Raw genomic sequence first — 23,514 nt, 5'->3', positions numbered from 1 at the left:
TCACTTTACAACCTTCTCGATAAAATTTCGAATAGAAGACAAGCCATCTGGCGTTCCGATACTCTCTGGATGGTACTGGAAACCATAAATCGGTAGGTTTTTATGTTGAATCCCCATGATGGCTTGGTCATCAGTCGAACGAGCTGTCACTTCAAAGTCTTCTGGCATTTCTTCAATCAAAATACTGTGGTAACGCATGACTGCACGGCCATCCTCAATGCCTTGATACAAAACAGATGGGGCTTCAAAGCTGATATTGCTCTGTTTCCCATGCATGACTTTTGGTGCCAAACCTAACTTGCCACCAAAGACTTCTGCGATGGCTTGGTGGCCCAAACAAATCCCTAAAATCGGTTTCTTGCCAGCAAAGTCACGAATCATGTCTTCCATCTTTCCAGCATCAACTGGCCAACCAGGACCAGGAGAAAAGACCAGACCATCTGCTTTTTCAGCTTCTTCATACAGCTTGGGATCATCATTTCTCAAGACCTGTACTTCTGCAAAGTTCCCAATGTATTGGGCCAAGTTATAGGTAAAAGAATCATAGTTGTCAATCAATAAAATCATGGTCTTAGTTCTCCAATTCTAGTCATAGATTTTGCTTTGTTAATGGTTTCTTGGTATTCGTTTTGGGCGATAGAGTCGTAGACAATCCCTGCCCCAGCCTGAACATAGGCTGTTTGATTTTTGAGAATCATAGTTCGGATGGCAATGGCAAAATCCATATCGCCCGTCGCAGACAAGTAGCCAATTGCTCCTGCGTATACGCCCCGTTTTTCTGTTTCCAGTTCATAGATGCGTCTCATCGCTCGAATCTTTGGTGCTCCTGAAACTGTTCCAGCAGGAAGTGTTGCTTTCAAGGCATCCATGGCAGTGAGTTCTGGAAGCAAACGTCCCTTGACCACACTGGTCAAATGCATAACATAGCGGAAGAGCTCCACTTCCATATACTTGGTGACTTGGACACTGGCCGTTTCAGAGATGCGACCAATATCATTACGACCCAAGTCTACTAACATTCGATGCTCTGCTGTTTCCTTCTCATCAGAAAGCAGGTCTGTCGCCAAATCCTTGTCTTCTTCATCCGTAGCTCCTCTTGGTCGCGTACCTGCAATCGGATTGGTTGTTACGATGCCATTTTTGACAGAAACCAAACTTTCTGGACTGGCACCGATGATTTGATAATCACCAAAATCATAGAAATAAAGGTAATTAGAAGGATTAGTCACGCGGAGATTTCTGTAGAAGTCAAATGGATTTCCAGTAACTTCTGCTGAGAAGCGCTGACTGAGCACGCATTGGAACATATCTCCATTACGAATCAAATCACGAGCGGTTTCCACCATTTCCTCAAACTTCTGAGGAGCAATATGGGGTTTGAAGTCCAGCGGAGATAAATCCAAGTCTTCAAATTCATTTGGAGCAGGGATGCGTAATTCCTCAAGCACTTGGTTCAAGGCTTTTTCCAAGTCTTCTTGACTACGCTCACTGTAAAGGGCATCCTCGATGACATGGATTTTTTCCTTCTTGTGGTCAAAGACCATGTAGCTCTCATAAACAAAGAAATGCATGTCCGGCGTCCCAATTGTATCCTCAGGGATTTGACCAATTTCTTCATAGAGCGAAATCATATCGTAACCGACAAAGCCAATAGCCCCACCACCAAAAGGTAGATCTAAATGGTGCTGGCTCTTATGAGTCACTTCATAAAGGAAATCTAAGGGATCCTGATCAATCACTTGACCATTTTGATAAAGAACTCCATTTTCAAACTTAATCTCAAAAACTGGATTATAGGCTAAGATAGAAAAACGAGCTGTTTCCTTGTCTCTCGGAATACTCTCTAAGATAACCTTGTGTTGCCCCTGTAGGCGCATATAAGCCAAGATTGGTGATAAGACATCTCCATGAATGATTCGTTCCATTGTAATTTCCCTTTCAGTTCTACTTCTAGTCCGCGGCGACTGTATGAAAAATCCCCACGCAAAATAACTTGCGTGAGGACGAAATTCGCGGTGCCACCTCAATTATAGGATTTCTCCTATCTCTCATTCCTGTCTTAGAAAGATTCTGTAACAGGTTGTGCGATAAAGGGCACTCCCTTGAGAATTATGTTTTCTTCTCTCGTTTCAGATGGCCCCAACCTTACAGCTTTCTCTGCTTGTTTCCAGCAACCACAAGCTCTCTGTGAGAGAAAAGACTGTAATTTTTCCATCTATTATTTTTTAGCTTCTAGGTAGTCCGCAATTGCAGCTACATCCTTGTCTCCACGACCAGAGACATTGATGATGATAATGTCGTCTTTACTTAGTTTCGGTGCACGTTTAACTGCTTCTGCGATAGCGTGCGAACTTTCAATCGCCGGGATAATTCCTTCAGTCTTGCTGAGAAGGAGGAGAGCCTGAACAGCTTCTTCATCCGTCGCTGCAACATATTCTACGCGACCTGAATCTTTGAAGTAGGCGTGTTCTGGGCCAACCCCTGGATAGTCCAATCCAGCTGAGATAGAGTAAACTGGAGCTAGTTCTCCATCTTCCTTAAAGACTGCATAGGTCTTCATACCATCAACAATTCCGATACTACCTTTTGTCATAGTAGCTGCGTGCTTGTCTGTGTCAAGTCCATGACCAGCAGCTTCGACCCCAACCAATTTAACTTCTTCATCAGCAACATACTGTGAAAAAGCACCGATGGCATTAGAGCCACCACCTACACAGGCAATAACGTAGTCTGGTAAGCGTCCTTCTTTTTCTAAGATTTGACGGCGTGATTCTTCACTGATGACCTTTTGGAACTCGTGGACAATGGTTGGATATGGGTGAGGACCCACAGCAGATCCCAGAACATAGAAGGCTTCAAGGTCATTCATCCATGCTCCAAAGGCTGCATCAACAGCATCTTTGAGGGTACGAGTCCCTGTTTCAACTGCGTGAACAGTTGCTCCCATCATCTCCATACGGAAAACATTGAGACGTTGACGTTCCACATCCTCTGCTCCCATGTAGACATCACAGGCCATACCAAACTTGGCTGCAGCCGCTGCTGTCGCAACACCGTGCTGACCAGCTCCTGTTTCTGCGATTACTCGTTTTTTGCCCATACGTTTGGCCAAAAGAATTTGTCCTAAAACGTTGTTGAGTTTGTGAGAACCAAGGTGGTTAAGGTCTTCACGTTTGAGATAAATCTTAGCTCCACCTAGGTGCTCTGTCAAACTTTCTGCAAAATAGAGCGGTGTTTCGCGACCTGAATAGTCCTTTAAGTAATGACGAAATTCTGCCAAAAACCCTGGATCATCTTTGTACTTTTCAAATGTCACTTCCAACTCATCCAACAAAGCCTGAATCGGCTCCGGTACGAAACTACCACCAAATTGTCCAAAATAACCTTTAGTTGTCATAAAATTTTCCTCTTTCAGTATTGATTTCAAGATATGAAAAAAGCCCACACACAGAATATACTTCCATGTGAGGGCGTTAGTAACGCGGTGCCACCTCAATTATAAAGGAACTATCTCCTTTACATCTCTGCCTTGTCTAACAACAAGTTGCACTATAAGGTGTGCGCACCGAATTTTCATTGTTTCAAATTCATTTTTAAAATCAGCCCACTTTCACTACTTCCAACCACCTGTTCACAATCACCACAGGCTCCCTGAAGATCAAAAATAGTTACTTTTCTGATTTGTTGAACTTATTTTAATACTTTGTTTTTTCTTTGTCAAGACTTTTTTAAGATTTTTTTGATAAAGTTAGCACTTTTTCAGAAACTGTTTTGAAAGTCTCAATGATATAGTCCACTTCTTCATCGCTTAATTTAGTGTGAAGAGGGAGGGTAATTTCATTTTCAAAGAAGGCATAGGCCTTAGGATAATTCGCCATATCAAAGCCAAGATTCTTATAAGCTGTCAAGAGCGGAAGTGGTTTGTAGTGGACATTACTTGCAATTCCTGCTTTGGCCAATTCTTGGATGATGAGGTTGCGCTCTTCTAAACTTGCTCCTTCTACATGGGTGATGTAGAGGTGGCGTGAAGATTCGACAGTTTCAGTCTCATGTGCCAATGGATGGATACGAGAACCTGCAAAACCACGATCATAGCGGTCCACGATGTCCTTACGACGTTGCAACAAACTTGGATAGCGGTCCAATTGTACCAAACCAAGGGAAGCCATGATATCGGTCATATTGCACTTGTAGGCTGGTGTGACGATATCGTATTCCCAAGAACCCAGTTGCATCTTGGCAAGAGCATCCTTAGTTTGTCCGTGAAGGGAAAGAATTTGGAATTCTTTGTACATCTCTTCGTCATCAATCGCTGGATTGGCTTTCCAAGTCGCACTTCCACCTTCTGCCGTTGTAAAGTTCTTAACAGCATGGAATGAGAAAGAAGTGAAGTCAGCGATAGAACCAGCAGGTTGTCCCTTATAAGTTGATCCCAAAGCGTGGGCACTATCAGAAACAATCACAATACGGTTAAAGGCTTTTTGCCACTTGCTTGAAGCAACAAACAAGTCACGTTTGTTTTCCACAACTTGGAACAAACGGTCATAGTCACAAACAATCCCTGCAAGCTCTACTGGGATGATCACCTTTGTCTTTTCAGTGATTGCTTGCTCCAGCAGATCATAATCCATCTCAAACGTATCTGCTTGGATATCCACCATGACAGGGGTTGCTCCTACGTGAGTGATGACACTACATGAAGCTGTATAGGTCATAGCTGGAACGATGACTTCATCACCAGGTCCCACTTCAAGCACACGCAAAATCAACTCAAGCGCGGCAGTCGCAGAGTTGAGACAGACAGTCTTAGGTGTCTGTGTGTATTGCGACAAGCGACGCTCTAGTTCTTTTGTCTTAGGACCTGTTGTGATCCAACCAGAACGCAGGGTATCAGCTACTTCAGCAATTTCTGCTTCCGTAATATCGGGTGGTGAAAATGGAATATTGTAATTTGGCATTGATTTGCTCCTTTTATCTGTACTCATTTTCTCATGACTACTTTATTTTAGCACTTCAAACACGGTTTGAAACATGATTTTGATGTCTCCAAGGAAACTAAACTCTCGGAGATAGGCAAGGTTATAGCGCATCTTTTCAGGGAGGACATGTTCAACATAGGCTTGGTCAACTGACAGTCCTTTTTCGGTCATTTGACTGATGATAGTATCCTCATCCTTATAGTTGATGCTGGCTGGAGAGGTAATTCCTGCTGGCAAGAGCAAGGTCGCCATCATTTCAGGACTATACTGCTCTGTATAGCGCGGAACTTCAGGTCGTGTACCGACAAAGGACATCTCACCTTTAAGGACATTGACCAGCTGAGGCAGTTCATCCAAACGGACACGGCGGATGAAATTCCCCACTTTGGTAATGCGACTATCATTAGCTGAAGTCACCAGACTTCCTTTTTTATCCGCATCCGTTACCATGGTACGGAACTTCCAAATCTTGAACCGACGGTTATACTGGGTCACGCGCTCTTGCTTGTAAATCACTGGCCCCTTGCTATCCAACTTAATCCAAATGCTCAAAATGAGAAAGATGGGAGAGGTCAGAACTAGTAAGACCAAGGCTAGAACCCAGTCCAAGCAACGCTTGAAAATCAGCGAACCCTTCCTTTTAGAGACAAGCTGGTAGTAAGACTCAACCTCGCTTGATTTCATTTCCACGGGCAAGTCTTCCCATTTCAGCATGCTGTTTCTCCTTTGTTTTTATTATACTATTTGTCAACATTTTTCATTATACCACAAAATGGAAAAGGCGGTGAAAGAAATCTGTAATTTGAAGGATTTCCTTCTTATGATCAAGGAGAATCAAAGAATATTAAGACATGGCACCCGCCTGCAAACTATACATCTTGTGATAGGTTCCTCCAAGATCCAAGAGTTCCTCATGGGTTCCACTCTCAATAATGCGCCCCTTATCCAAAACGTAGATACAGTTGGCGTCTTGGATAGTAGAAAGGCGGTGGGCGATGGCAATGGTTGTCCGCCCCTGTCTCATCTTAGCCAGAGAAGCTTGAACCAGACTTTCTGTTTCAGAGTCAATATTGGCTGTCGCTTCATCCAAAATCAAGATTTTAGGCTGACTAGCAACTGTTCTAGCAAAGGCTAGAAGCTGACGCTGACCAGTAGAGAAGCTCGAACCACGTTCGGAAACAGGGGAGTCATACCCCTGCGGAAGGTCTTGAATAAAGGAATCTGCATCGACAAAAGCAGCTACAGCCTGAACCTCCTCATCACTGATTTCTTGGTACATGGCGATATTGGACTTGACGGTTCCATGATAGAGGAAGGGCTCCTGCAAGACCAGACCAATGTTTTTTCTCAGTTCTTCCTGACTGTAGTCCCTAATATCCACATCATCCAAGAGAACTCGCCCTGACTGGAATTCATAAAAACGCATGAGGACATTGATAATAGATGATTTCCCTGAACCTGTATGACCCACAAAAGCAATGGTTTCACCCTTGTTAACAGAGAAAGAAATATCATCCAAAATCGGATGTTTGCCATCATAAGAGAAACATACATGTTCAAAACGGATATTGCCTTCTTTGATCTCGGTCTGTCCATTTTCTTGAAGAGGCTCATAAGTCCTCTCGTCGATCAAGGCAAAGACACGGCCCGCAGACACCATAGATGTTTGAAGGGTTGAAAAATTTTGAGTCACCTCAATCAGAGGATCAAAGAGACGATTGATGTACTGGATAAAGGCATACATGGTTCCTGCCGTTATCCCGATAGAAAGGCCACGGTAACCAAAGTAGGCCATCAAAACGGCATAACCTAAAAGTTTCAGCAAACTCATGGCAGGACGCAAAAAGAGGGCATCCAAGGCTACAGATCGGTTGGCGTAGACCAAGTGTTCTTGGTTGATCTCATCAAATTCTGCCTGCAGGCGCTTCTCTTGATTAAATGCCTGGATAATTCTGATTCCTTCGATATTCTCTGCCAGCTTACTATTGATATCTGATAAGAGACTTCTGGTTTTTTCGATGATTTTCACTGACTTTTTCCGATAGAGATTGACCAGAAGGAAAATCAAGGGAAGAAAGAGCAGGACTAAAGCTGTCAAACGAAAATCCAACACCAACATAGTATAAAGGGTTGTTAGAAAGATAAAAACTGCTGAGATAAAGCTAGATAAAATCCCCGAAAACATATCACTGATAGTCTCAGTATCATTGGTCAAACGAGAGACGATGGAGCCTGCTGGCGTCTTGTCAAAATAAGACATGCCCAGCTTCTCCATATTGGCAAAGGCATCTCGACGAATATCCCTAACAATACTGTAAGACACCCGCGCAAAGAGAAGATTGCCGACATACTGAACTAGAGTTTGAAGGATATAAAGGCCATAGTAGACCAATAAAACGGTCACAGCGAGTTGGTTGAGATTGCTGAGATACTGGTCAATAAAGTGGGAAGCGACAAGGGGAATGACACTTTTAATGACCGTCGTCGCTAGGAGAAAACTGAGTGCCAAAAAGGTCAGGAGGCCGTAAGGCTTGAGATAGGACATCAAGCGCTTCAATACAACCCATTGTTCTTTCTTATTCCGCATCTTCTTCTCCTTTCATTTCCAGCTGCTGAGACTGGTAGGTTTGGGCATACCAGCCATCCAGGGCTAGCAGTTCTTCATGCCTGCCCCGTTCGATGATTTGGCCATTTTGCAGAACCAAAATCAAATCTGCATGGACTACCGCACTGAGGCGATGAGCTGTAATAATGGTTGTCTTGTCCTTCCGCGTCTCCTTGAGGTTGTCGATAATCGCATACTCTGTCTTAGCATCCACAGCGGATAAGGAATCATCCAAAATCAAGATATCAGGGTCTAAAATCATCGCCCGACTCATGGCTAGACGCTGCTTTTGACCACCAGAAAGACTGACTCCTTTTTCACCAATCAACGTATCAAATCCCTGTGGCATGGCTACAATATCTTGGTAAACTTGGGCTAGCTTAGTCGCTTCCTCGACTGCTGAGAGCGACAAATTAGGATTGCCAAATCGGATATTGTCTAAAATCGAGGTCGCAAAGAGAAACTGGTCCTGAGGGACATAGCCCATAAGGCTACGAAGGTCTGTCAAACGATAGTCACGAATATCGTGATCATTTAGATAAATGGCTCCCTTGTCCACATCGTATTCACGTAATAGAAGTTTGATCAAGGATGTTTTCCCAGAGCCTGTCTGCCCGACCAAGCCCAATGTTTGCCCTTTTTCCAAACTAAAGTGGATATCCGTCAATGTTTCCTCATCTTCAAAGGCAAAACTATCAATATTGTACTCCAAGCGCCCATTTTCAACGCCATCTAAAGGAAACTCAGGGTCTTGTACAGGTGATTGCTGAGACAAAAGATCCTCAATTCGCTGGTAAGAAACCTTCCCTCGCTGAGTAATATTAAAGAGGAAACCAATAGCCATAAGAGGCCAAACCAGCATATCCAAGTAGCTGATAAAGGTAACTAGATTACCAACCGTAATCTGCCCTTTCTGAACCATCAAGGAGCCTACCAAAAGCGTTAAAACATAGGAGGAACCAACAAATAAGAGAACCATAGGGTCAAAGAGACTATCGTATTTCATGGTTTGCAGGTTCTTTTGGAAGGTCAATTCATTGACTGTCTGAAAAGACTTCAATTCTTCCGCCTGATAACCGAAAGACTTGGTCACTTTAATACCTGATACAGACTCCTGTACCTTGTTATTGAGTTCAGAAAAAGCAGCTTGGGATTCACCAAAAGCCTTGTGGGTCTTTCTTCCCAAACGACTGGTCGCATAAGCCATGAAAGGCAGGGGCAGAATGGAAATCAAGGTCATTTGCCATGAGATGCTAAAGAGCATGGTCAGCAAGGTCACTAAAGCCGTGATAGAGGCATCCACTGCAGACATAACACCGCCGCCTGCTAGACGGGTCAAGGCATTGATATCGTTGGTGGCATGCGCCATCAGGTCCCCCGTCCGATAGGTCTGATAAAAGGCTGGAGACATTTTTGTGAAATGCTCAAACAAGCGAGAACGCATAATCTGTCCCAAGCGATAAGAGGTCCCAAGAATATACATACGCCAAACATAGCGCAGATAGTACATCCCAAAGGCCGCAAGTAGCAAGTAAAATAGGTCAAGAAGAAGGTCCTGCTGGGTTAATTGCTCCGATGTGATGGCATCAATGACCCGCCCCATAACCATAGGGGGAATGAGATTGAGGACGGAAACCAAGACCAAGGCCACAATCCCGACTAGATAACGGCGTTTTTCTAACTTGAAAAACCACCAAAGTTTTTGAATAATGGACATAAAATCCCTTTCTGATTGCAAATAGAAACCTGAGGCCAAGACCCCAGGTTTTTCTTATTCATAGGTTACGACTGTAACGGCACCCTTGTCATACTCAGCGATAAAGATATTAGCTACATTGTCATGTCCTTGCTTGTTGAGGTTATCAAGCAGCCACTCTTCGCTACGACCAATCGATTCCAAAACATCTACTTGGATCACACCGTCAGTCACAACTGGATACTTAGGATTTTCATCTCCCATTTGGACCACGATGAGTTGGCCATTTTGCTCCTGCACAGCTCGTTTAACTTGCTTCATCTGGAAAATTCCTTGGCTACGAAGTTTGAGAGCAACATCTGCCGCAGACAAACCAACTGAACGACAGGCTTCTGGGTCAATCTGCCCATTTTTGATGAGCAGAGTCGGTTTACCATCAATCAAGCGTTTCACAAAACGAACATTGTTATTGAGCCACTTGAGGGTCAAGACCAAAATCGTCCACATCATCAAAATCACTGCATACTGGAGAATACTGATAGAACTATTGTAAATCACCCCACCGATGATACCACCGAGAACATAGTTCTGAATTTGGTCTGTCGCAGAGTTAGGTGCTAGGTTCCCCTTTCCTGTCACATTGATAACAAAAACAAGCGAGAAGAGCCCCAAGGCCAGTTTGATTAAAATTTCCATATAATTGAGTGTCATTTGTTTACCTCCACCAATTCAATAGCATCTGTTTGATGCAATTCTAATTTCTCTAAAAGATACTTGTCTGGTTGGCTCCCGTTCATGGCACGATAGACATTTGAACCTACCTTGACAAGCGCTCCATCAGTGGCTGCAGAAGTATTGACATAGACTTCTGATTTATCCACTCCCAAGTCTTTGGAAACAACCTCTATGAAATGAAGGGAGGTTTGAAATTGATTGTTAGAGGCTTGATTGGTCTGGTATTTTGAAATTGTCACTAAAAGCATGGCCACTAAGGTCAAGGCCAAAATCATGACCAATTCCCGAAACTTAGTCCCCTTTTTATCTCGATAGGCCTTAAAGGCAAAAAATCCTGTGATAGCTAGGAGAACAATTCCAAAGCCAATCATGATTCCATTTTGTTGACTGATTTGGCTAAGCACATAGTCATATGAGTAAAATTTCATTTATTTTCACTCCCTTTCATAAAATCATTCTTAATTATAAACGAAAGAGAGTGATTTTTCAAGCCATACGTTGGGGAAATAGACCTTTTTTTGGTATAATAAAGTCTATAATCTGAATGAAAAAGGTAACTTTATGAAACTTATCTCATGGAATATTGATTCCCTCAATGCAGCCCTAACTAGTGACTCAGCTCGTGCCAAATTGTCCCAAGAAGTCCTACAAACCTTGGTCGCTGAAAATGCTGATATTATTGCTATCCAAGAAACCAAGCTTTCTGCCAAAGGGCCTACAAAGAAACACTTGGAAATTTTAGAAGAGCTCTTCCCAGGCTACGAAAACACGTGGCGCTCTTCCCAAGAGCCTGCCCGTAAAGGCTATGCTGGTACTATGTTCCTCTATAAGAAAGAACTCACACCAACTGTCACTTTTCCAGAAATCGGTGCTCCTTCTACCATGGACTTGGAAGGCCGCATCATCACCTTGGAATTTGATGAATTTTTCGTAACCCAAGTATACACGCCAAACGCTGGTGATAGCCTTAAACGTTTGGAAGAACGCCAAGTCTGGGATGTCAAATATGCTGAGTATTTAGCTAAACTAGACAAAGAAAAACCAGTTCTTGCGACTGGCGACTACAACGTAGCCCACAATGAAATCGACCTTGCAAATCCTGCCAGCAACCGCCGTTCACCTGGATTTACCGACGAGGAACGTGCTGGATTTACCAACCTTTTGGCAACTGGATTTACCGACACCTTCCGTCATGTTCATGGCGATGTTCCAGAACGCTACACTTGGTGGGCACAACGTAGCAAGACTTCTAAAATCAACAATACAGGCTGGAGAATCGACTACTGGCTCACAAGTAACCGCATCGCTGACAAAGTAACTAAGTCTGATATGATTGACTCAGGTGCTCGCCAAGACCACACACCCATTGTCTTGGAAATTGAGCTCTAAGGAGAAAGCTAATGGACTATCAAGCTGCCATTCCTGAATTTGTAGTATCTGACCTCGAACAGTCACGCCACTTCTACTGCTACTTGCTGGGATTTTCTGTCGAATACGAGCGTCCAGAGGAGAAATTTCTCTTCCTCTCGCTTGAAGACTGCCAACTTATGCTAGAAGAAGGCAGTACAGAAGAATTAGCCCAACTAACCTATCCTTTCGGGCGCGGTGTCAATATTTCCTTTGGCATTGAAGATGTCCCTCAGCTCCACCAAAAACTGCTGGAAGCTAACTATCCTATCCATCGTCCGCTGACCAAAAGAGAATTTCGAGTGGGAGATAACTTTATTTACCCTCACGAATTTGCAGTTTTGGATCCAGATGGCTATTTTTTAAGATTTAGCGAATAGAAAAAATCTTTCAAATCAGAAAAAGGCATATTGTCAGATTTTGAAGAATCTTGATAATATGTCTTTTATGATGAAAAAACCTTCTAAAGGTTAGCCTATAATTGATAATTTGTCCATTTTTCTTCAATTTATTCGTTTTTTATATCCAAATACTAACAAAATATTTGATTTCTAAAGTTATTTAGTGTAAAATAAAAACATTGACACAAGCCTATTTAAAATTGAATATCGTTTTACTTGTTTATGTCGTGAATTGGCACGACGTTTCTACAAGGTGCCGGAACACCTAACAATAAGTAAGTCGGCTTGAGGGGATGGTCTTTGGGCCATGCCTATTTTGGGACTTGCTTAGAGATTAAGTAGGTCCTTTTTCTATTTCTTGCTAGAAACTCTAAACAAGCAAATGGATTGGCTTTTAGACTTTAGGAGGTCTTATGAAATTATTAGAAGAGCGCATTCTCAAGGATGGGCGTATCTTGGGTGATAACATTCTCAAGGTGGATTCCTTTTTAACTCACCAAGTTGACTTTAGCTTGATGCGAGAGATTGGTAAGGTTTTTGCGGAAAAATTCGCTACTGCTGGCATTACCAAGGTCGTAACCATTGAAGCGTCAGGCATTGCCCCAGCCGTTTTTACTGCCGAAGCCTTAAACGTTCCCATGATTTTCGCAAAGAAAGCTAAAAACATCACCATGAATGAAGGCATCTTAACTGCCGAAGTTTACTCCTTTACCAAGCAAGTGACCAGCACCGTTTCTATCGCTGGAAAATTCCTCTCACCAGAGGACAAGGTTTTGATTATCGACGATTTCCTTGCTAATGGCCAAGCGGCTAAAGGCTTGATTCAAATCATCGAACAAGCCGGTGCCACAGTCGAAGCTATCGGTATTGTGATTGAAAAATCCTTCCAAGATGGTCGGGATTTGCTTGAAAAAGCAGGCTACCCTGTCCTATCACTCGCTCGCTTGGATCGTTTTGAAAATGGTCAGGTCGTATTTAAGGAGGCAGATCTCTAATGCAAACTCAAGAAAAACACTCGCAAGCAGCCATTCTTGGCTTGCAGCACTTACTAGCCATGTACTCAGGATCTATCCTGGTTCCCATCATGATTGCAACAGCCCTTGGCTATTCAGCTGAGCAGTTGACCTATCTGATTTCCACAGATATCTTCATGTGTGGGGTGGCAACCTTCCTCCAACTCCAACTCAACAAATACTTTGGGATTGGACTCCCAGTCGTTCTTGGAGTTGCCTTCCAGTCGGTAGCTCCCTTGATTATGATTGGTCAAAGCCATGGTAGTGGTGCTATGTTTGGTGCCCTTATCGCATCAGGGATTTACGTAGTTCTTGTTTCAGGCATCTTCTCAAAAGTAGCCAATCTCTTCCCATCTATCGTAACTGGATCTGTTATTACCACGATTGGTTTAACCTTGATTCCTGTCGCTATTGGAAATATGGGAAATAACGTTCCAGAGCCAACTGGTCAAAGTCTCTTACTTGCAGCAATCACTGTTCTGATTATCCTCTTGATTAACATCTTTACCAAAGGATTTATCAAGTCTATCTCCATTTTGATTGGACTGGTTGTTGGAACTGCCATCGCTGCTACTATGGGCTTGGTAGACTTCTCTCCTGTTGCGGCAGCACCTCTTGTCCATGTCCCAACCCCACTCTACTTTGGGATGCCAACTTTTGAAATCTCATCTATTGTCATGATGTGTATCATCGCAACGGTTTCTATGGTTGAGTCGACTGGTGTTTATCTGGCCTTGTCTGATATCACGAAAGATCCAATCGATAGCACGCGCCTGCGTAACGGTTACCGTGCAGAAGGTTTAGCTGTACTTCTCGGAGGAATCTTTAACACCTTCCCTTACACAGGATTTTCACAAAACGTTGGTCTGGTTAAATTATCAGGTATCAAGAAACGCCTGCCAATCTACTATGCAGCTGGTTTCCTGGTTCTCCTTGGACTCCTTCCTAAGTTTGGCGCCCTTGCCCAAATCATTCCGAGCCCTGTCCTTGGTGGTGCTATGCTGGTGATGTTTGGTTTTGTATCTATTCAAGGGATGCAAATCCTCGCCCGCGTTGACTTTGCTAACAATGAACACAACTTCCTTATCGCAGCTGTATCCATCGCTGCAGGTGTCGGACTCAACAACAGTAATCTCTTTGTCAGCATGCCGACAGCCTTCCAAATGTTCTTCTCAAACGGAATCGTCGTAGCCAGCCTACTCGCCATTGTCCTCAATGCCGTATTAAATCATAAAAAGAAATAAGAAAAAGAGGTGTGAACCTCTTTTTTGTTTATCTATATCCTCACCTGTCTGTCTTCTGACCGCTGACCTGTGACAAACATGGTGAAGGTTGCCTTGCAGACATTTCTGCCTTCTTGATTGGTGATATCCACATCCACCACACAGGTTGTGCGACCTTGATGGACACATTCTCCTTTAATAGTCAGCACATCGTCAAGTTTTCCTGCCTTGAGGTAGTTGATAGAGGATTGGAGTGTCACCCCATCAAGCCCCAGCGAGATAACCACTAAACCACTGATTTGGTCACAAAGGGTAAAGAGATAGCCTCCATGGGCATTGCCATAGTAGTTGAGCGACGAGTCCACTACTTTGGTCGTCACCACAACGTGACCATCTCTCATTTGTTCAATTTCGTAATTTTCAAAGGCAGATATAGCGTCAAAATGAAAATCTTTCATCGTTTCCTCCTGATATTTCAAACGACACTATGATACTACTTTTTATAGGACTGTGCAAGGAGAAAGCTCCTAGTCTGACAAAATTCCGACCTGTCCCACAAAGCGCATAAAGGCTGTCTGCCCTTGTTCCGTTTGCTTGTAAACTCCTGCGTCCTCCAGAACACGCGCAAAGATAGCGCCTACAGAGTCTTTGACGATTTCAAGGGCTTTTTCTTTATCCGCTAGGTCTGGATATTTTACTTTGAGCTGGTCTGCCCATTCCTGATGATAAGTCGCAACTGTATCCCCTTCTCCAACAAGATAGCTGGCGACTTGCTCCACTTCTTCTTTCAAGCGAGGTGGCAAAATAGCCAAGCCCATGACCTCAATCAAGCCGATATTTTCCTTCTTGATATGTTGGACATCCTTGTGGGGATGATAGATGCCGTCAGGATGCTCTAGCGATGTCTGATTGTCTCGCAAGACCAAGTCCAACTCAAACAGTCCATCGCGTTTACGGGCAATCGGTGTAATGGTATGGTGTGGTGTTCTGTTACTTTCTGCCAAGACTTGCACACTTGGATCTGAATACTGACGCCATTCCTGCAAAATCTTATCAGCCAAGTTAATCAAATCCTCTTTGGAATCCGAAGTCAAACGCAACACTGACATGGGCCACTTGACAATTCCAGCCTTGACCTGCTCAAATCCAGCAAAACAGAAAGTCTTTTGCAGAGGAGCCAATTCCATAGGGAATACGTGACGACCTCCCTGATAGTGGTCATGGGTGAGAATAGACCCCCCCACGATTGGCAGGTCAGCATTAGATCCAGCAAAATATCCTGGAAACTGCTCTACGATAGCCAGCAGACGCTCAAAACTCTGACGACTAATGGCCATGGGACGATGCTGACCGTCTAAGAAAATACAGTGCTCATTAAAATAAGCATAGGGCGAATACTGGAAGCCCCACTCCTGACCAGCCATTTCAAAACGGATAATGCGGTGATTGCTGCGAGCTGGATGGTTGACCCGACCGTGGTAGCCCTCGTTCTCTATACAAAGCTGACACTGGGGATAATGGCTAGCTTGCACCAACTTGGCTGCCGCAATCTCCTTTGGATCCTTTTCAGGCTTAGAGAGATTGATGGTAATCTCAAGTTCTCCGTAATCAGATGGAACACGGTAAGCAATATTCTTAGCAATGGCCTTGAGTTTAATGTAGTCATTTTTCTGGCTGAGTTGGTAAAAATCCGCTATCGCCTGCTCAGGAGATTGGGCATAGGTCTCCCAGAAATCACGATTAACCTGACTCGGACAAGGGGTCACCAAGTCCATCAATTCTGCACCAAGGATTTCACGCGCAGTCTGACTATCCTCAATCGTCTCTAATCGAACGGCCTCCTCAATCAGCTGGTCCTTGAGGTCAATCAATTTATCCAGATCAGTCTCAACCTCCAAAACACCTTCTCCCACTCGTGCCAAAACACGATTGGTCAGGTAGATTCGATCCATTTCCTCAAATAAACTTCCTGCAATGACTTCCGTGATAAATGCATCTAGAACTCCCTGACTCATTGATTCTCCTTCTTACTTTCTAAATAGTCTCTGACAGCATCTAAATCCTGAAAAACTTGTTCTGTTTTATTTAAGAAAGACTGTGCTGGCATTTTTAAGTCTGGAATACAAATAACTGGTATTCCAGCTCTATAGGCTGCTTCAATCCCTGCTTCACTATCCTCCAGCACTAAGCAATTCTCTGGTAAAACATTCAAATCACTACAGGCCTTTAAAAATATATCAGGGTAAGGTTTGCTTCGCTTTACATCTTTTGCAAAAACTAGATGGTCAAATAGGGACAGTATACCATTACTATCCAAAATCATTCTAGCTCTAGATTCAACACTTGAAGTTGCTAAAGCGATTGGAATACCTTCTCTTTGCAAAAAAACAAGCAAATTTTTAGCACCTTTTTTTAAATTTACACCTTTGGCTAAAATTTGAGCTTCCAGTTCATAAACTTTTTCCAAGGTTTGGTAAAAGTTCCAAGGTAAATCATAGGTATCCAAAAATCGTTGAACATTCTCCTCTTCCCTATGTCCACTGTATTCTCTAGAATATGTTTCTTCTGTGAAAGGAATTCCAAAATCTTCAAGCAATTCTTGATAAACTTTTAGAGAAATGATCTCAGTATCAGCTAATAAGCCGTCTAAATCAAATATTACAGCTTCCATTTACTTCTTTCCTAGTCTAAAACGCGAGTACCACCTGCAACTTCAGCGATATAGAAGCTTGGAGCATAGCCAACGATTTCTTCATAGTGTTTGCCAACAGCTTCTTTAAAGTTTTCAACCGCATCTTTTTGAACCAAGGCAATAGCACAACCACCAAAACCTGCTCCTGTCATACGAGCACCAAGAACACCTTCTTGAGCCCAAGCTGTATGAACAAGGGTATCCAATTCCAAACCAGTCACTTCGTAGTCATGTTCCAAAGAAACGTGAGACGCATTCATCAAACGACCAAATTTTTCCAAATCTCCCGCTTGAAGTGCTGCTTGCGCTTTAAGAGTACGTTGGTTTTCAAGAACTGCGTGGCGAGCACGTTTCAAACGATTTGCGTCTTTGATCAGGTAGCTGTATTGGTCAAAGGCCCACTCATCCAATTCGCCTAAAGTCTGGATATCCAAGGCCACTTGAAGTTCTTCCACTGCCTTTTCACATTCAGCACGGCGTTCATTGTATTTAGAGTCCGCCAGTTCACGGCGTTTGTTGGTGTTCATGATAACAACAACATTGTCCTTCAAGTCAAGCGGCACCAAGTCGTATTCTAAGGTATTGGTATCTAGATAAATGGCACGTTGGTCAGCACCCATACCGATAGCAAATTGGTCCATGATACCAGAGTTGACTCCGATAAAGTTGTTTTCCGTTTGTTTTCCTATTTTAACCAAATCCAAACGGTCTAGTTTTAAATCAAAGAGATGCTCTGCCACGACCCCTGTCAAGAGTTCCAAGGATGCTGATGAAGACAAGCCAGCACCATTTGGGATATTTCCATAAACATAAAAATCAAACCCTTTGTCAATCACATGTCCAGCTTCTTGCAAGAAATGAAGAACTCCTTTTGGATAGTTGGTCCAGCTATGCTCCTTTTCAAACTTGAGGTCAGCAAGAGGCACTTCGATGATACCCTTGTCCTCAAAGTTAGCTGAGTAGAAACGCAAGACTTGGTCGTCACGCTTGCGAGCTGCACCGTAAGTTCCCAAGGAAATAGCAGCTGGAAAAACGTGCCCACCGTTGTAGTCTGTGTGCTCACCAATCAAGTTGATACGTCCTGGTGAAAAGAAAATTTGGTCTGCTTCTTGACCAAAAACAGCAAGAAAGTCTTTACGAAGAGCTTCAGCAGTAAGATGTTGTGTCATATGAATTCTCCTTTGACTGTCCGTTAAGTTATCTTAACGTGTAATCGTTTTCTTCTATTGTATCCAAGGGATTTCCCAAGGTCAATCCTTTTTACTAAACTTTTACTAAACTATCAGTAAAAAGCAGAAAAATATGATATACTAACCTAAAAGAAGGAGGATTTATGGCTACCTTAAAAGACATTGCACAGCTAGCCTCTGTCTCTATCGCGACCGTATCCCGTGTCCTCAACCGCGACCAGAGCCTATCTGTCACAGAAGAAACCAGACACCGTATTTTAACTGTTGCTGAAGAGCTAGGCTATACCAAGCACCTCAAGACAGGGGAATCCCACAAGCCCAAGCAAAAGATTGCCATTATCCAATGGGTCAGCGAACAAGGGGAGCTGGACGACCTCTACTACTACCAGATTCGCCTAGGCATCGAAAAAAGAGCCCAAGAACTGGACTATGATATCTTGCGCTATTTTAATGACCATCCTTTTACACTGAGTGAGGAAGTGATTGGGATTCTCTGCATCGGAAAGTTCAGCCGATCACAAATCTCTGCCTTTGAAGAATACCAAAAACCTCTTGTATTTCTAGACAGCGATACCCTTTCTCTTGGACACACCTGCATTATCACGGATTTTTACACTGCCATGAAACAGGTTGTCGATTATTTCCTCAGCCAAGGGATGAATCGTATCGGGATTCTAACAGGCCTTGAGGAAACAACGGATCAAGAAGAAATCATTGAAGATAAACGGCTGGAAAATTTCAAAGACATTACCCAATCAAAAGGAATCTACCATGAAGAACTGGTCTTTCAAGGAAGCTTTACTGCCCAGTCTGGCTATGACTTAATGAAAGAGGCCATTCAGAACTTGGGAGATCAGCTCCCACCAGCCTTTTTCGCTGCCAGCGATAGTTTAGCTATCGGTGCTCTCCGAGCACTCCAAGAAGCTGGAATTAGCCTGCCAGACCGCGTCAGCCTTATTTCCTTTAACGACACCAGCCTGACCAAGCAGGTCTATCCTCCCCTCTCCAGCATCACGGTCTATACTGAGGAAATGGGCCGAGCAGGGATGGATATTCTTAACAAGGAAGTTCTCCACGGTCGCAAAATTCCTAGCCTGACCATGCTAGGAACCAGACTGACTTTGAGAGAAAGCACTCTGCCATAACTCCACAAATTAAACATGACAAAAAATCCTAATAGAGAATCTCACATCTCCATTAGGATTTTCTTTTTTAATCCATCACAATCATAGACTTAATGGTCTTGCGTTCATCCATATCTTTATAGGCTTGATTAATATCTTCCAGTTTATAACTTGAAGTAAAGACACGACCTGGATTGATGTCTCCATCAAGAACGGCTTTTAGTAATACTTGTTTGTCGTAAGTTGTGACTGAAGCTGGTCCACCACCGATTATTGTATTTTGTCCAAATGTTGAGCCAATGGCACGATTTTCATAGTGCGGCACACCAACAAAGCCCAAACGGCCTCCATTATGGAGAACACCGAGAGCTTGATCAACCGCTGCTCCTGTTCCAACACATTCCAGAGCTGCATCTGCACCACCACCTAGAATCTCACGCACCTTGGCAATTCCTTCTTGACCACGTTCAGCTACAACAGCTGTCGCACCTGACTCCAGAGCCATCTTTTGACGATCTTCATGACGGCTCATAAGAATAATTTGTGAAGCACCACGCATCTTAGCCGCGATAACAGCACATTGACCAACAGCCCCATCCCCGATAACGACGACCTTGTCCCCTTTTTGCACATTAGCAACACGCGCTGCATGATAGCCTGTCGGCATGACATCAGCAAGTGTCAAAAGTGACTTGAGCATGCCTTCGCTATAATCTGAAGGTTGACCAGGGATTTTAACCAGCGCCCAGTTTGCATAGTGGAAACGGATATACTCAGCCTGAACACCACCCGACCAGTTATTTCCTGGATGATTATCACACGAGCCATCAAAACCAGCACGGCAGGCATCACACTGACCACAACCATGTGTGAAAGGTGCAATGACAAAGTCACCTGCTTTTACTGTAGTAACGTTCTCACCAACTTCTTCGACAATCCCGATTGCCTCATGACCGCTATTTCTATGTCCTTCTTCGATTTCGGGATTACGGTAACTCCAGAGGTCTGAACCACAAACACAAGTACGGACAATGCGGATAATAGCATCATCTGCTTCTATAATTTGCGGACGTTCAATTGTAGCAAGTCCAACCTGACCCGCCTTTGTATATACTGCTGATTTCATTTAAAATTTTCCTTCCTTGTAAAGTTTAATTTTGAGATTTAAGCGATTTAAAGCCGTCTGTAACTGAGACAAGCGCTCCTCTAATTTTTTCTTTTCGTCTTCTAAAATACCAAGCCTTTCCTCTCTCGTTTCATCCCCCTTTTGGTAGAGCGACATATAGTCAACTAAACTGTCCACAGAGACACCCGCCGAACGAAAACACTTAATAAATTCCAGTGCCTCAATATCCTGATCTTGAAAATCACGAATTCCAGTTGCGGTTCTAGTAATCGGTGGCACAAGACCAACCCGTTCATAATACCGAATCGTATCCGCTGAAATTCCCAATAAGTCGCTGGCAGATTTAATATTCATACGCTTACCTCCTATCATTTTATTCACTGAGTTTAAGCTATTCTAACTCACTTATCTTATTATATAACTTTGAGTTGACTCCAAGTCAAGCATTTTGTATCTAATCGAAAAATTTTTTATAATTATCAATCATGTAATGGAGTTTATACAATACTCTTAACTTACCAATCTTTTAAAATATCTAAATAATAAAGAAATTACTCTATTCCAAATAAGATAGTACCCAAGTATTTTTCATTTTTTTCTAATGATGATGCTCATGATTCCGCTCCAAGTCACACACCTTTCGCTTATGTTCTTGATGAGTTTCTAGGTCTGCATCCATCTCAATGGTAATATTTTGGAAACCACAATCTTTGAGGAAAATTCGAATAGATTCTTTACAAGTTTCCATATATTCCATTTTTTTCATACAAAGATGGACAATGGCATTTTTTTCCAAACCATCCATAGTCCAGAGATTAAGCTGGTTAAGGCTGGTCACATTGTCCAATTGCTCTAAGCCACTCTTTACTTGCTTGATATCAATACCTTCTGGCACAGCATCCAAGAAAATCTTGAGCGTAGACCAAAAACGTGGAAGAGCTTTTGAAAGAATAAAGAAAGAAATGACAAGGGACAAAAGTGGATCTAGGATATACCAGTCCGTAAATCGAAGAACAATGGCCATTAGGATGACAGCCAGCCACCCTAGGGTATCTTCCAGAAAATGCAGACTCAGAATAGACTCATTCTTTGTCTTTCCCTTACTAACCACTAGACTCGCTAACACATTGATAGTAATCGCAATAATTCCTAACCAGAGAATCCCCTCATCATTGACTGGTTGAGGATTTAAAATCTTCGTGACATTTTCCAAAATGACTAGAACAGATCCTGTCATGAGTATTATCGCTGTCACCAAGGCTCCTAGCAGACTAAACCGCTTATAGCCCAAGGTGTACTGATTGTCTTCTTCACGATTAGAGATGGTTTCTAGAAAAGCTGATATTCCAATTGCAATCGCATCTCCCAAGTCATGCACAGAGTCAGCAAGAACTGCACTAGACCCAAATAATCCACCAGCGATAAACTCGACAATGGCATAAGTCACATTTAAGAAAAAAGCTAGCCAAACAGCATATTTTGCCTTCATATTTCTCATTCCTTTGTTATAATAGATTCATGAACACCTTGTTCATTATCATTATCCACTAAAACTTAAAGAAAGGATAGAAGCAAAGCGTCAGCTTTATTCAGTTCTGAACAATTTGCCTCAAGTGTCCATATGACTAAGATTGACCGCCGTATCAGTAAAACAAAAAAAGCCATCTATCAAGCTTTTCTACAACTTTTGAATGCTAAAGGTTACGAGGCTACTACTGTTCAGGCTATCATTGATCTCGCAGATGTGGGCCGCTCCACATTTTACTGCCACTATGAGAGCAAGGAGCTGCTTCTAGACCAGCTCTGTCGCTACCTCTTCCATCACCTCTTTGAAAGAGAGCAATCTATTTCAACCGAAGATTACCTCGCCCACCTCTTTCTGCATTTTCAGAAAAATCAAGACCATATCACCAGTCTTCTATTCTCCAAAAATGACTACTTCCTCCGTCAACTCCAGAGAGAGCTGGAGCACCACGTCTATCCCATGCTGGCTGATGATTTGAAAAAAGCTCACCCAGATCTGCCTACTTCTTATCTCCAACACTTAGTTGTAACCAACTTTATCGAGACATTGACCTGGTGGCTCAAAAAAGGGCAAAACTTCACAGAACAAGAAGTTGTCCGGTTTTATCTAGACCTTCTCATTACTAAAAATTGAATACAGAGTAGAGCTCAGTTGCCTTATACCTAGGCTACTGAGTTTTTCATTTTTTTAACAATAAAAGAGGACCAACTGATCCTCTTTTTCATAATATAATACTCTTCGAAAATCTCTTCAAACCACGTCAACGTCGCCTTGCCGTAGATATATGTAACTGACTTCGTCAGTCTTATCTACAACCTCAAAGCAGTGCTTTGATCAACCTGCGGCTAGTTTCCTAGTTTGCTCATTGATTTTCATTGAGTATAAAATCCTTGATTATCAACTCTATCTGTTTTAACCGAAAACTCAAAACAGCACTTTCAAACATCTTTTCCTAGTTAGGTAAGTCAGTATTCTGCTTAGCTGCCTTGCTCCACTGGTACCAACCAACTAAACTATTAATCAGGTAAATCAGATATTTTCCTTGAATTTGCAGGCTTTCTCCCCACCAGAGATAGATTGAAAAGACATTAGTAGCTGCCCAAAATATCCATTGTTCACGGTAAACAGCTGTCATGAGAATTTGTCCTACCCCATTGGTCGCATCTGTGATTGAATCACGATAGGGGCGATTGGCACCAATAGACTGATAAATGAATCCAAAGACCAACCACCAAAGAACACTAATGGAAAGATACTTGGTCCAACCCTTGCCATCCAGCTTACGCGCGACAAACTCCTGCTTTTCTTTCTTGAACTGAGCTTGATAAATCCAAACTAGAAGTCCAATCGGCTGCATGACCGTGAAGTAAAGGGTCGTCAACACCTCACCATAAAAGCCTTTCTGCAGAGCCAAAATAAGGTAGATAACAGAGTTAATCAAGCCAAAAAGATAATTGCTTGCTCGACCTTCCGACACAAAGATAACACAGATAATCCCTGTCAGACTACAAATCATCCCAATCCAGTCAACAATACGGTGTTCATAAATCAATTCCAGCCAGAGAGGAAAACTTCCTAAAACCAGCAAATACAACCACTGGGCAAAACTGCGATGGGCAAAAAGGTCATCCCAGATAGCCTTCATAGTTCCTGAAAATCCTAAATCAGCCATCGCCGTAACCATACGACGGTAACCACCTGACATTTCACCTAGGGTTGTTTTGATATTCTCAATTTTCTTTTGCAAATAAGTATGCATCATTTCTCCTTTTGTTTTTAAAGAGCCGTGTCTGGATAG

General features: G+C 42.9%; 24 protein-coding genes, 1 pseudogene and 1 other annotated feature. Of the genes and pseudogenes, 6 read left to right on the top strand and 19 right to left on the bottom strand.

Annotated elements, in window-relative coordinates; all coding sequences use genetic code 11:
- From AXK38_02540 to AXK38_02495, 10 genes are all read right to left on the bottom strand, one after another.
- Positions 1-567, bottom strand: coding sequence for an anthranilate synthase subunit II (locus AXK38_02540; protein AMH88198.1), 567 nt, complete (start codon positions 565-567; stop codon positions 1-3).
- Positions 564-1,925 carry an anthranilate synthase gene (locus AXK38_02535; protein ID AMH88197.1) on the bottom strand — a complete coding sequence of 454 codons (1,362 nt, stop codon included), beginning with the start codon at positions 1,923-1,925 and terminating at the stop codon, positions 564-566. The genes AXK38_02540 and AXK38_02535 overlap by 4 nt, the downstream gene beginning before the upstream one ends.
- Positions 1,926-2,059: 134 nt before the next feature.
- A complete protein-coding gene (locus AXK38_02530) occupies positions 2,060-2,215 on the bottom strand; it encodes a hypothetical protein (protein ID AMH88196.1) in 156 nt (51 codons plus the stop codon).
- Between the two features lie 3 nt (positions 2,216-2,218).
- Positions 2,219-3,397, bottom strand: coding sequence for a tryptophan synthase subunit beta (locus AXK38_02525; protein AMH88195.1), 1,179 nt, complete (start codon positions 3,395-3,397; stop codon positions 2,219-2,221).
- Positions 3,398-3,728: 331 nt separating this feature from the next.
- A complete protein-coding gene (locus tag AXK38_02520) occupies positions 3,729-4,958 on the bottom strand; it encodes a capsular biosynthesis protein (GenBank protein AMH88194.1) in 1,230 nt (409 codons plus the stop codon).
- A gap of 42 nt (positions 4,959-5,000) precedes the next feature.
- Positions 5,001-5,693, bottom strand: coding sequence for a glycosyl transferase (locus AXK38_02515; GenBank protein ID AMH88193.1), 693 nt, complete (start codon positions 5,691-5,693; stop codon positions 5,001-5,003).
- A gap of 130 nt (positions 5,694-5,823) precedes the next feature.
- Entirely contained in the window at positions 5,824-7,566 is a 1,743-nt protein-coding gene (locus AXK38_02510) for a multidrug ABC transporter ATP-binding protein (GenBank protein AMH88192.1), read from the bottom strand.
- A complete protein-coding gene (locus AXK38_02505; GenBank protein AMH88191.1) occupies positions 7,556-9,301 on the bottom strand; it encodes a multidrug ABC transporter ATP-binding protein in 1,746 nt (581 codons plus the stop codon). Before AXK38_02505 ends, AXK38_02510 begins: the two co-directional genes overlap by 11 nt.
- A 54-nt stretch (positions 9,302-9,355) precedes the next feature.
- On the bottom strand, positions 9,356-9,991 hold the full coding sequence (locus AXK38_02500) for a hypothetical protein (protein ID AMH88190.1): 636 nt from the start codon (positions 9,989-9,991) through the stop codon (positions 9,356-9,358).
- Positions 9,988-10,443 (bottom strand): hypothetical protein, encoded by a 456-nt coding sequence (locus AXK38_02495; protein AMH88189.1) that lies wholly within the window; start codon positions 10,441-10,443, stop codon positions 9,988-9,990. Before AXK38_02495 ends, AXK38_02500 begins: the two co-directional genes overlap by 4 nt.
- A 133-nt stretch (positions 10,444-10,576) precedes the next feature.
- On the opposite strand from AXK38_02495, the gene AXK38_02490 reads away from it, so the two are divergent.
- From AXK38_02490 to AXK38_02475, 4 genes are all read left to right on the top strand, one after another.
- Positions 10,577-11,404, top strand: a complete 828-nt coding sequence (locus AXK38_02490) for an exodeoxyribonuclease (GenBank protein AMH88188.1) — start codon at positions 10,577-10,579, stop codon at positions 11,402-11,404.
- An 11-nt stretch (positions 11,405-11,415) separates the two neighbouring features.
- Positions 11,416-11,802: a glyoxalase gene (locus AXK38_02485; protein ID AMH88187.1), complete on the top strand. Its 387-nt coding sequence runs from the start codon at positions 11,416-11,418 to the stop codon at positions 11,800-11,802.
- A gap of 217 nt (positions 11,803-12,019) precedes the next feature.
- Positions 12,020-12,115 (top strand) — a binding site (purine riboswitch).
- 121 nt (positions 12,116-12,236) lie between these two features.
- A complete protein-coding gene (locus AXK38_02480) occupies positions 12,237-12,818 on the top strand; it encodes a xanthine phosphoribosyltransferase (GenBank protein ID AMH88186.1) in 582 nt (193 codons plus the stop codon).
- On the top strand, positions 12,818-14,080 hold the full coding sequence (locus AXK38_02475; GenBank protein AMH88185.1) for a xanthine permease: 1,263 nt from the start codon (positions 12,818-12,820) through the stop codon (positions 14,078-14,080). The genes AXK38_02480 and AXK38_02475 overlap by 1 nt, the downstream gene beginning before the upstream one ends.
- 32 nt (positions 14,081-14,112) lie before the next feature.
- Here the strand turns inward: AXK38_02475 and AXK38_02470 are convergent, their stop codons facing one another.
- The 4 genes from AXK38_02470 to AXK38_02455 all read right to left on the bottom strand — a co-directional run bounded on the left by AXK38_02470 (position 14,113) and on the right by AXK38_02455 (position 17,920).
- A complete protein-coding gene (locus tag AXK38_02470; protein AMH88184.1) occupies positions 14,113-14,517 on the bottom strand; it encodes a thioesterase in 405 nt (134 codons plus the stop codon).
- A gap of 69 nt (positions 14,518-14,586) precedes the next feature.
- A complete protein-coding gene (locus AXK38_02465; protein AMH88183.1) occupies positions 14,587-16,074 on the bottom strand; it encodes a galactose-1-phosphate uridylyltransferase in 1,488 nt (495 codons plus the stop codon).
- Positions 16,071-16,730 (bottom strand): carbohydrate phosphatase, encoded by a 660-nt coding sequence (locus tag AXK38_02460; GenBank protein AMH88182.1) that lies wholly within the window; start codon positions 16,728-16,730, stop codon positions 16,071-16,073. Before AXK38_02460 ends, AXK38_02465 begins: the two co-directional genes overlap by 4 nt.
- 11 nt (positions 16,731-16,741) lie before the next feature.
- A complete protein-coding gene (locus AXK38_02455) occupies positions 16,742-17,920 on the bottom strand; it encodes a galactokinase (protein ID AMH88181.1) in 1,179 nt (392 codons plus the stop codon).
- Between the two features lie 164 nt (positions 17,921-18,084).
- On the opposite strand from AXK38_02455, the gene AXK38_02450 reads away from it, so the two are divergent.
- Positions 18,085-19,086, top strand: a complete 1,002-nt coding sequence (locus AXK38_02450; protein AMH88180.1) for a LacI family transcriptional regulator — start codon at positions 18,085-18,087, stop codon at positions 19,084-19,086.
- 67 nt (positions 19,087-19,153) lie between these two features.
- Here AXK38_02450 and AXK38_02445 read toward each other — a convergent pair whose 3' ends face one another.
- The 3 genes from AXK38_02445 to AXK38_02435 form a co-directional block, all read right to left on the bottom strand.
- The gene (locus tag AXK38_02445; protein ID AMH88179.1) at positions 19,154-20,191 is read right to left on the bottom strand and encodes a Zn-dependent alcohol dehydrogenase; all 1,038 of its coding nucleotides are present in this window, start codon (positions 20,189-20,191) and stop codon (positions 19,154-19,156) included.
- On the bottom strand, positions 20,192-20,545 hold the full coding sequence (locus tag AXK38_02440; GenBank protein ID AMH88178.1) for a MerR family transcriptional regulator: 354 nt from the start codon (positions 20,543-20,545) through the stop codon (positions 20,192-20,194).
- A 244-nt stretch (positions 20,546-20,789) separates the two neighbouring features.
- Entirely contained in the window at positions 20,790-21,680 is an 891-nt protein-coding gene (locus AXK38_02435; GenBank protein ID AMH88177.1) for a cation transporter, read from the bottom strand.
- A 132-nt stretch (positions 21,681-21,812) separates the two neighbouring features.
- Here AXK38_02435 and AXK38_02430 point away from each other — a divergent pair, with 132 nt between their 5' ends.
- Positions 21,813-22,349: a TetR family transcriptional regulator gene (locus tag AXK38_02430; GenBank protein AMH88176.1), complete on the top strand. Its 537-nt coding sequence runs from the start codon at positions 21,813-21,815 to the stop codon at positions 22,347-22,349.
- Between the two features lie 29 nt (positions 22,350-22,378).
- Here AXK38_02430 and AXK38_02425 read toward each other — a convergent pair.
- Positions 22,379-22,592 (bottom strand): annotated as a pseudogene (locus tag AXK38_02425) (hypothetical protein).
- A gap of 76 nt (positions 22,593-22,668) precedes the next feature.
- Positions 22,669-23,475: a nicotinamide mononucleotide transporter PnuC gene (locus AXK38_02420; GenBank protein AMH88175.1), complete on the bottom strand. Its 807-nt coding sequence runs from the start codon at positions 23,473-23,475 to the stop codon at positions 22,669-22,671.
- Positions 23,476-23,514 lie beyond the last annotated feature (39 nt).

Origin of the sequence: Streptococcus mitis, assembly GCA_001560895.1 — a bacterium.
In the GTDB taxonomy this organism is placed as follows: Bacteria; Bacillota; Bacilli; order Lactobacillales; family Streptococcaceae; genus Streptococcus; species Streptococcus mitis_Q.
Note: the sequence above shows the minus strand (reverse complement) of the source record. Positions and strands in the feature narration are given on the sequence as shown.

Coding starts and splice junctions, on each gene's coding strand:
- AXK38_02540 (AMH88198.1), bottom strand. CDS start 567: ATGATTTTATTGATTGACAACTATGATTCTTTTACCTATAACTTGGCC.
- AXK38_02535 (AMH88197.1), bottom strand. CDS start 1,925: ATGGAACGAATCATTCATGGAGATGTCTTATCACCAATCTTGGCTTAT.
- AXK38_02530 (AMH88196.1), bottom strand. CDS start 2,215: ATGGAAAAATTACAGTCTTTTCTCTCACAGAGAGCTTGTGGTTGCTGG.
- AXK38_02525 (AMH88195.1), bottom strand. CDS start 3,397: ATGACAACTAAAGGTTATTTTGGACAATTTGGTGGTAGTTTCGTACCG.
- AXK38_02520 (AMH88194.1), bottom strand. CDS start 4,958: ATGCCAAATTACAATATTCCATTTTCACCACCCGATATTACGGAAGCA.
- AXK38_02515 (AMH88193.1), bottom strand. CDS start 5,693: ATGCTGAAATGGGAAGACTTGCCCGTGGAAATGAAATCAAGCGAGGTT.
- AXK38_02510 (AMH88192.1), bottom strand. CDS start 7,566: ATGCGGAATAAGAAAGAACAATGGGTTGTATTGAAGCGCTTGATGTCC.
- AXK38_02505 (AMH88191.1), bottom strand. CDS start 9,301: ATGTCCATTATTCAAAAACTTTGGTGGTTTTTCAAGTTAGAAAAACGC.
- AXK38_02500 (AMH88190.1), bottom strand. CDS start 9,991: ATGACACTCAATTATATGGAAATTTTAATCAAACTGGCCTTGGGGCTC.
- AXK38_02495 (AMH88189.1), bottom strand. CDS start 10,443: ATGAAATTTTACTCATATGACTATGTGCTTAGCCAAATCAGTCAACAA.
- AXK38_02490 (AMH88188.1), top strand. CDS start 10,577: ATGAAACTTATCTCATGGAATATTGATTCCCTCAATGCAGCCCTAACT.
- AXK38_02485 (AMH88187.1), top strand. CDS start 11,416: ATGGACTATCAAGCTGCCATTCCTGAATTTGTAGTATCTGACCTCGAA.
- AXK38_02480 (AMH88186.1), top strand. CDS start 12,237: ATGAAATTATTAGAAGAGCGCATTCTCAAGGATGGGCGTATCTTGGGT.
- AXK38_02475 (AMH88185.1), top strand. CDS start 12,818: ATGCAAACTCAAGAAAAACACTCGCAAGCAGCCATTCTTGGCTTGCAG.
- AXK38_02470 (AMH88184.1), bottom strand. CDS start 14,517: ATGAAAGATTTTCATTTTGACGCTATATCTGCCTTTGAAAATTACGAA.
- AXK38_02465 (AMH88183.1), bottom strand. CDS start 16,074: ATGAGTCAGGGAGTTCTAGATGCATTTATCACGGAAGTCATTGCAGGA.
- AXK38_02460 (AMH88182.1), bottom strand. CDS start 16,730: ATGGAAGCTGTAATATTTGATTTAGACGGCTTATTAGCTGATACTGAG.
- AXK38_02455 (AMH88181.1), bottom strand. CDS start 17,920: ATGACACAACATCTTACTGCTGAAGCTCTTCGTAAAGACTTTCTTGCT.
- AXK38_02450 (AMH88180.1), top strand. CDS start 18,085: ATGGCTACCTTAAAAGACATTGCACAGCTAGCCTCTGTCTCTATCGCG.
- AXK38_02445 (AMH88179.1), bottom strand. CDS start 20,191: ATGAAATCAGCAGTATATACAAAGGCGGGTCAGGTTGGACTTGCTACA.
- AXK38_02440 (AMH88178.1), bottom strand. CDS start 20,545: ATGAATATTAAATCTGCCAGCGACTTATTGGGAATTTCAGCGGATACG.
- AXK38_02435 (AMH88177.1), bottom strand. CDS start 21,680: ATGAAGGCAAAATATGCTGTTTGGCTAGCTTTTTTCTTAAATGTGACT.
- AXK38_02430 (AMH88176.1), top strand. CDS start 21,813: ATGACTAAGATTGACCGCCGTATCAGTAAAACAAAAAAAGCCATCTAT.
- AXK38_02420 (AMH88175.1), bottom strand. CDS start 23,475: ATGCATACTTATTTGCAAAAGAAAATTGAGAATATCAAAACAACCCTA.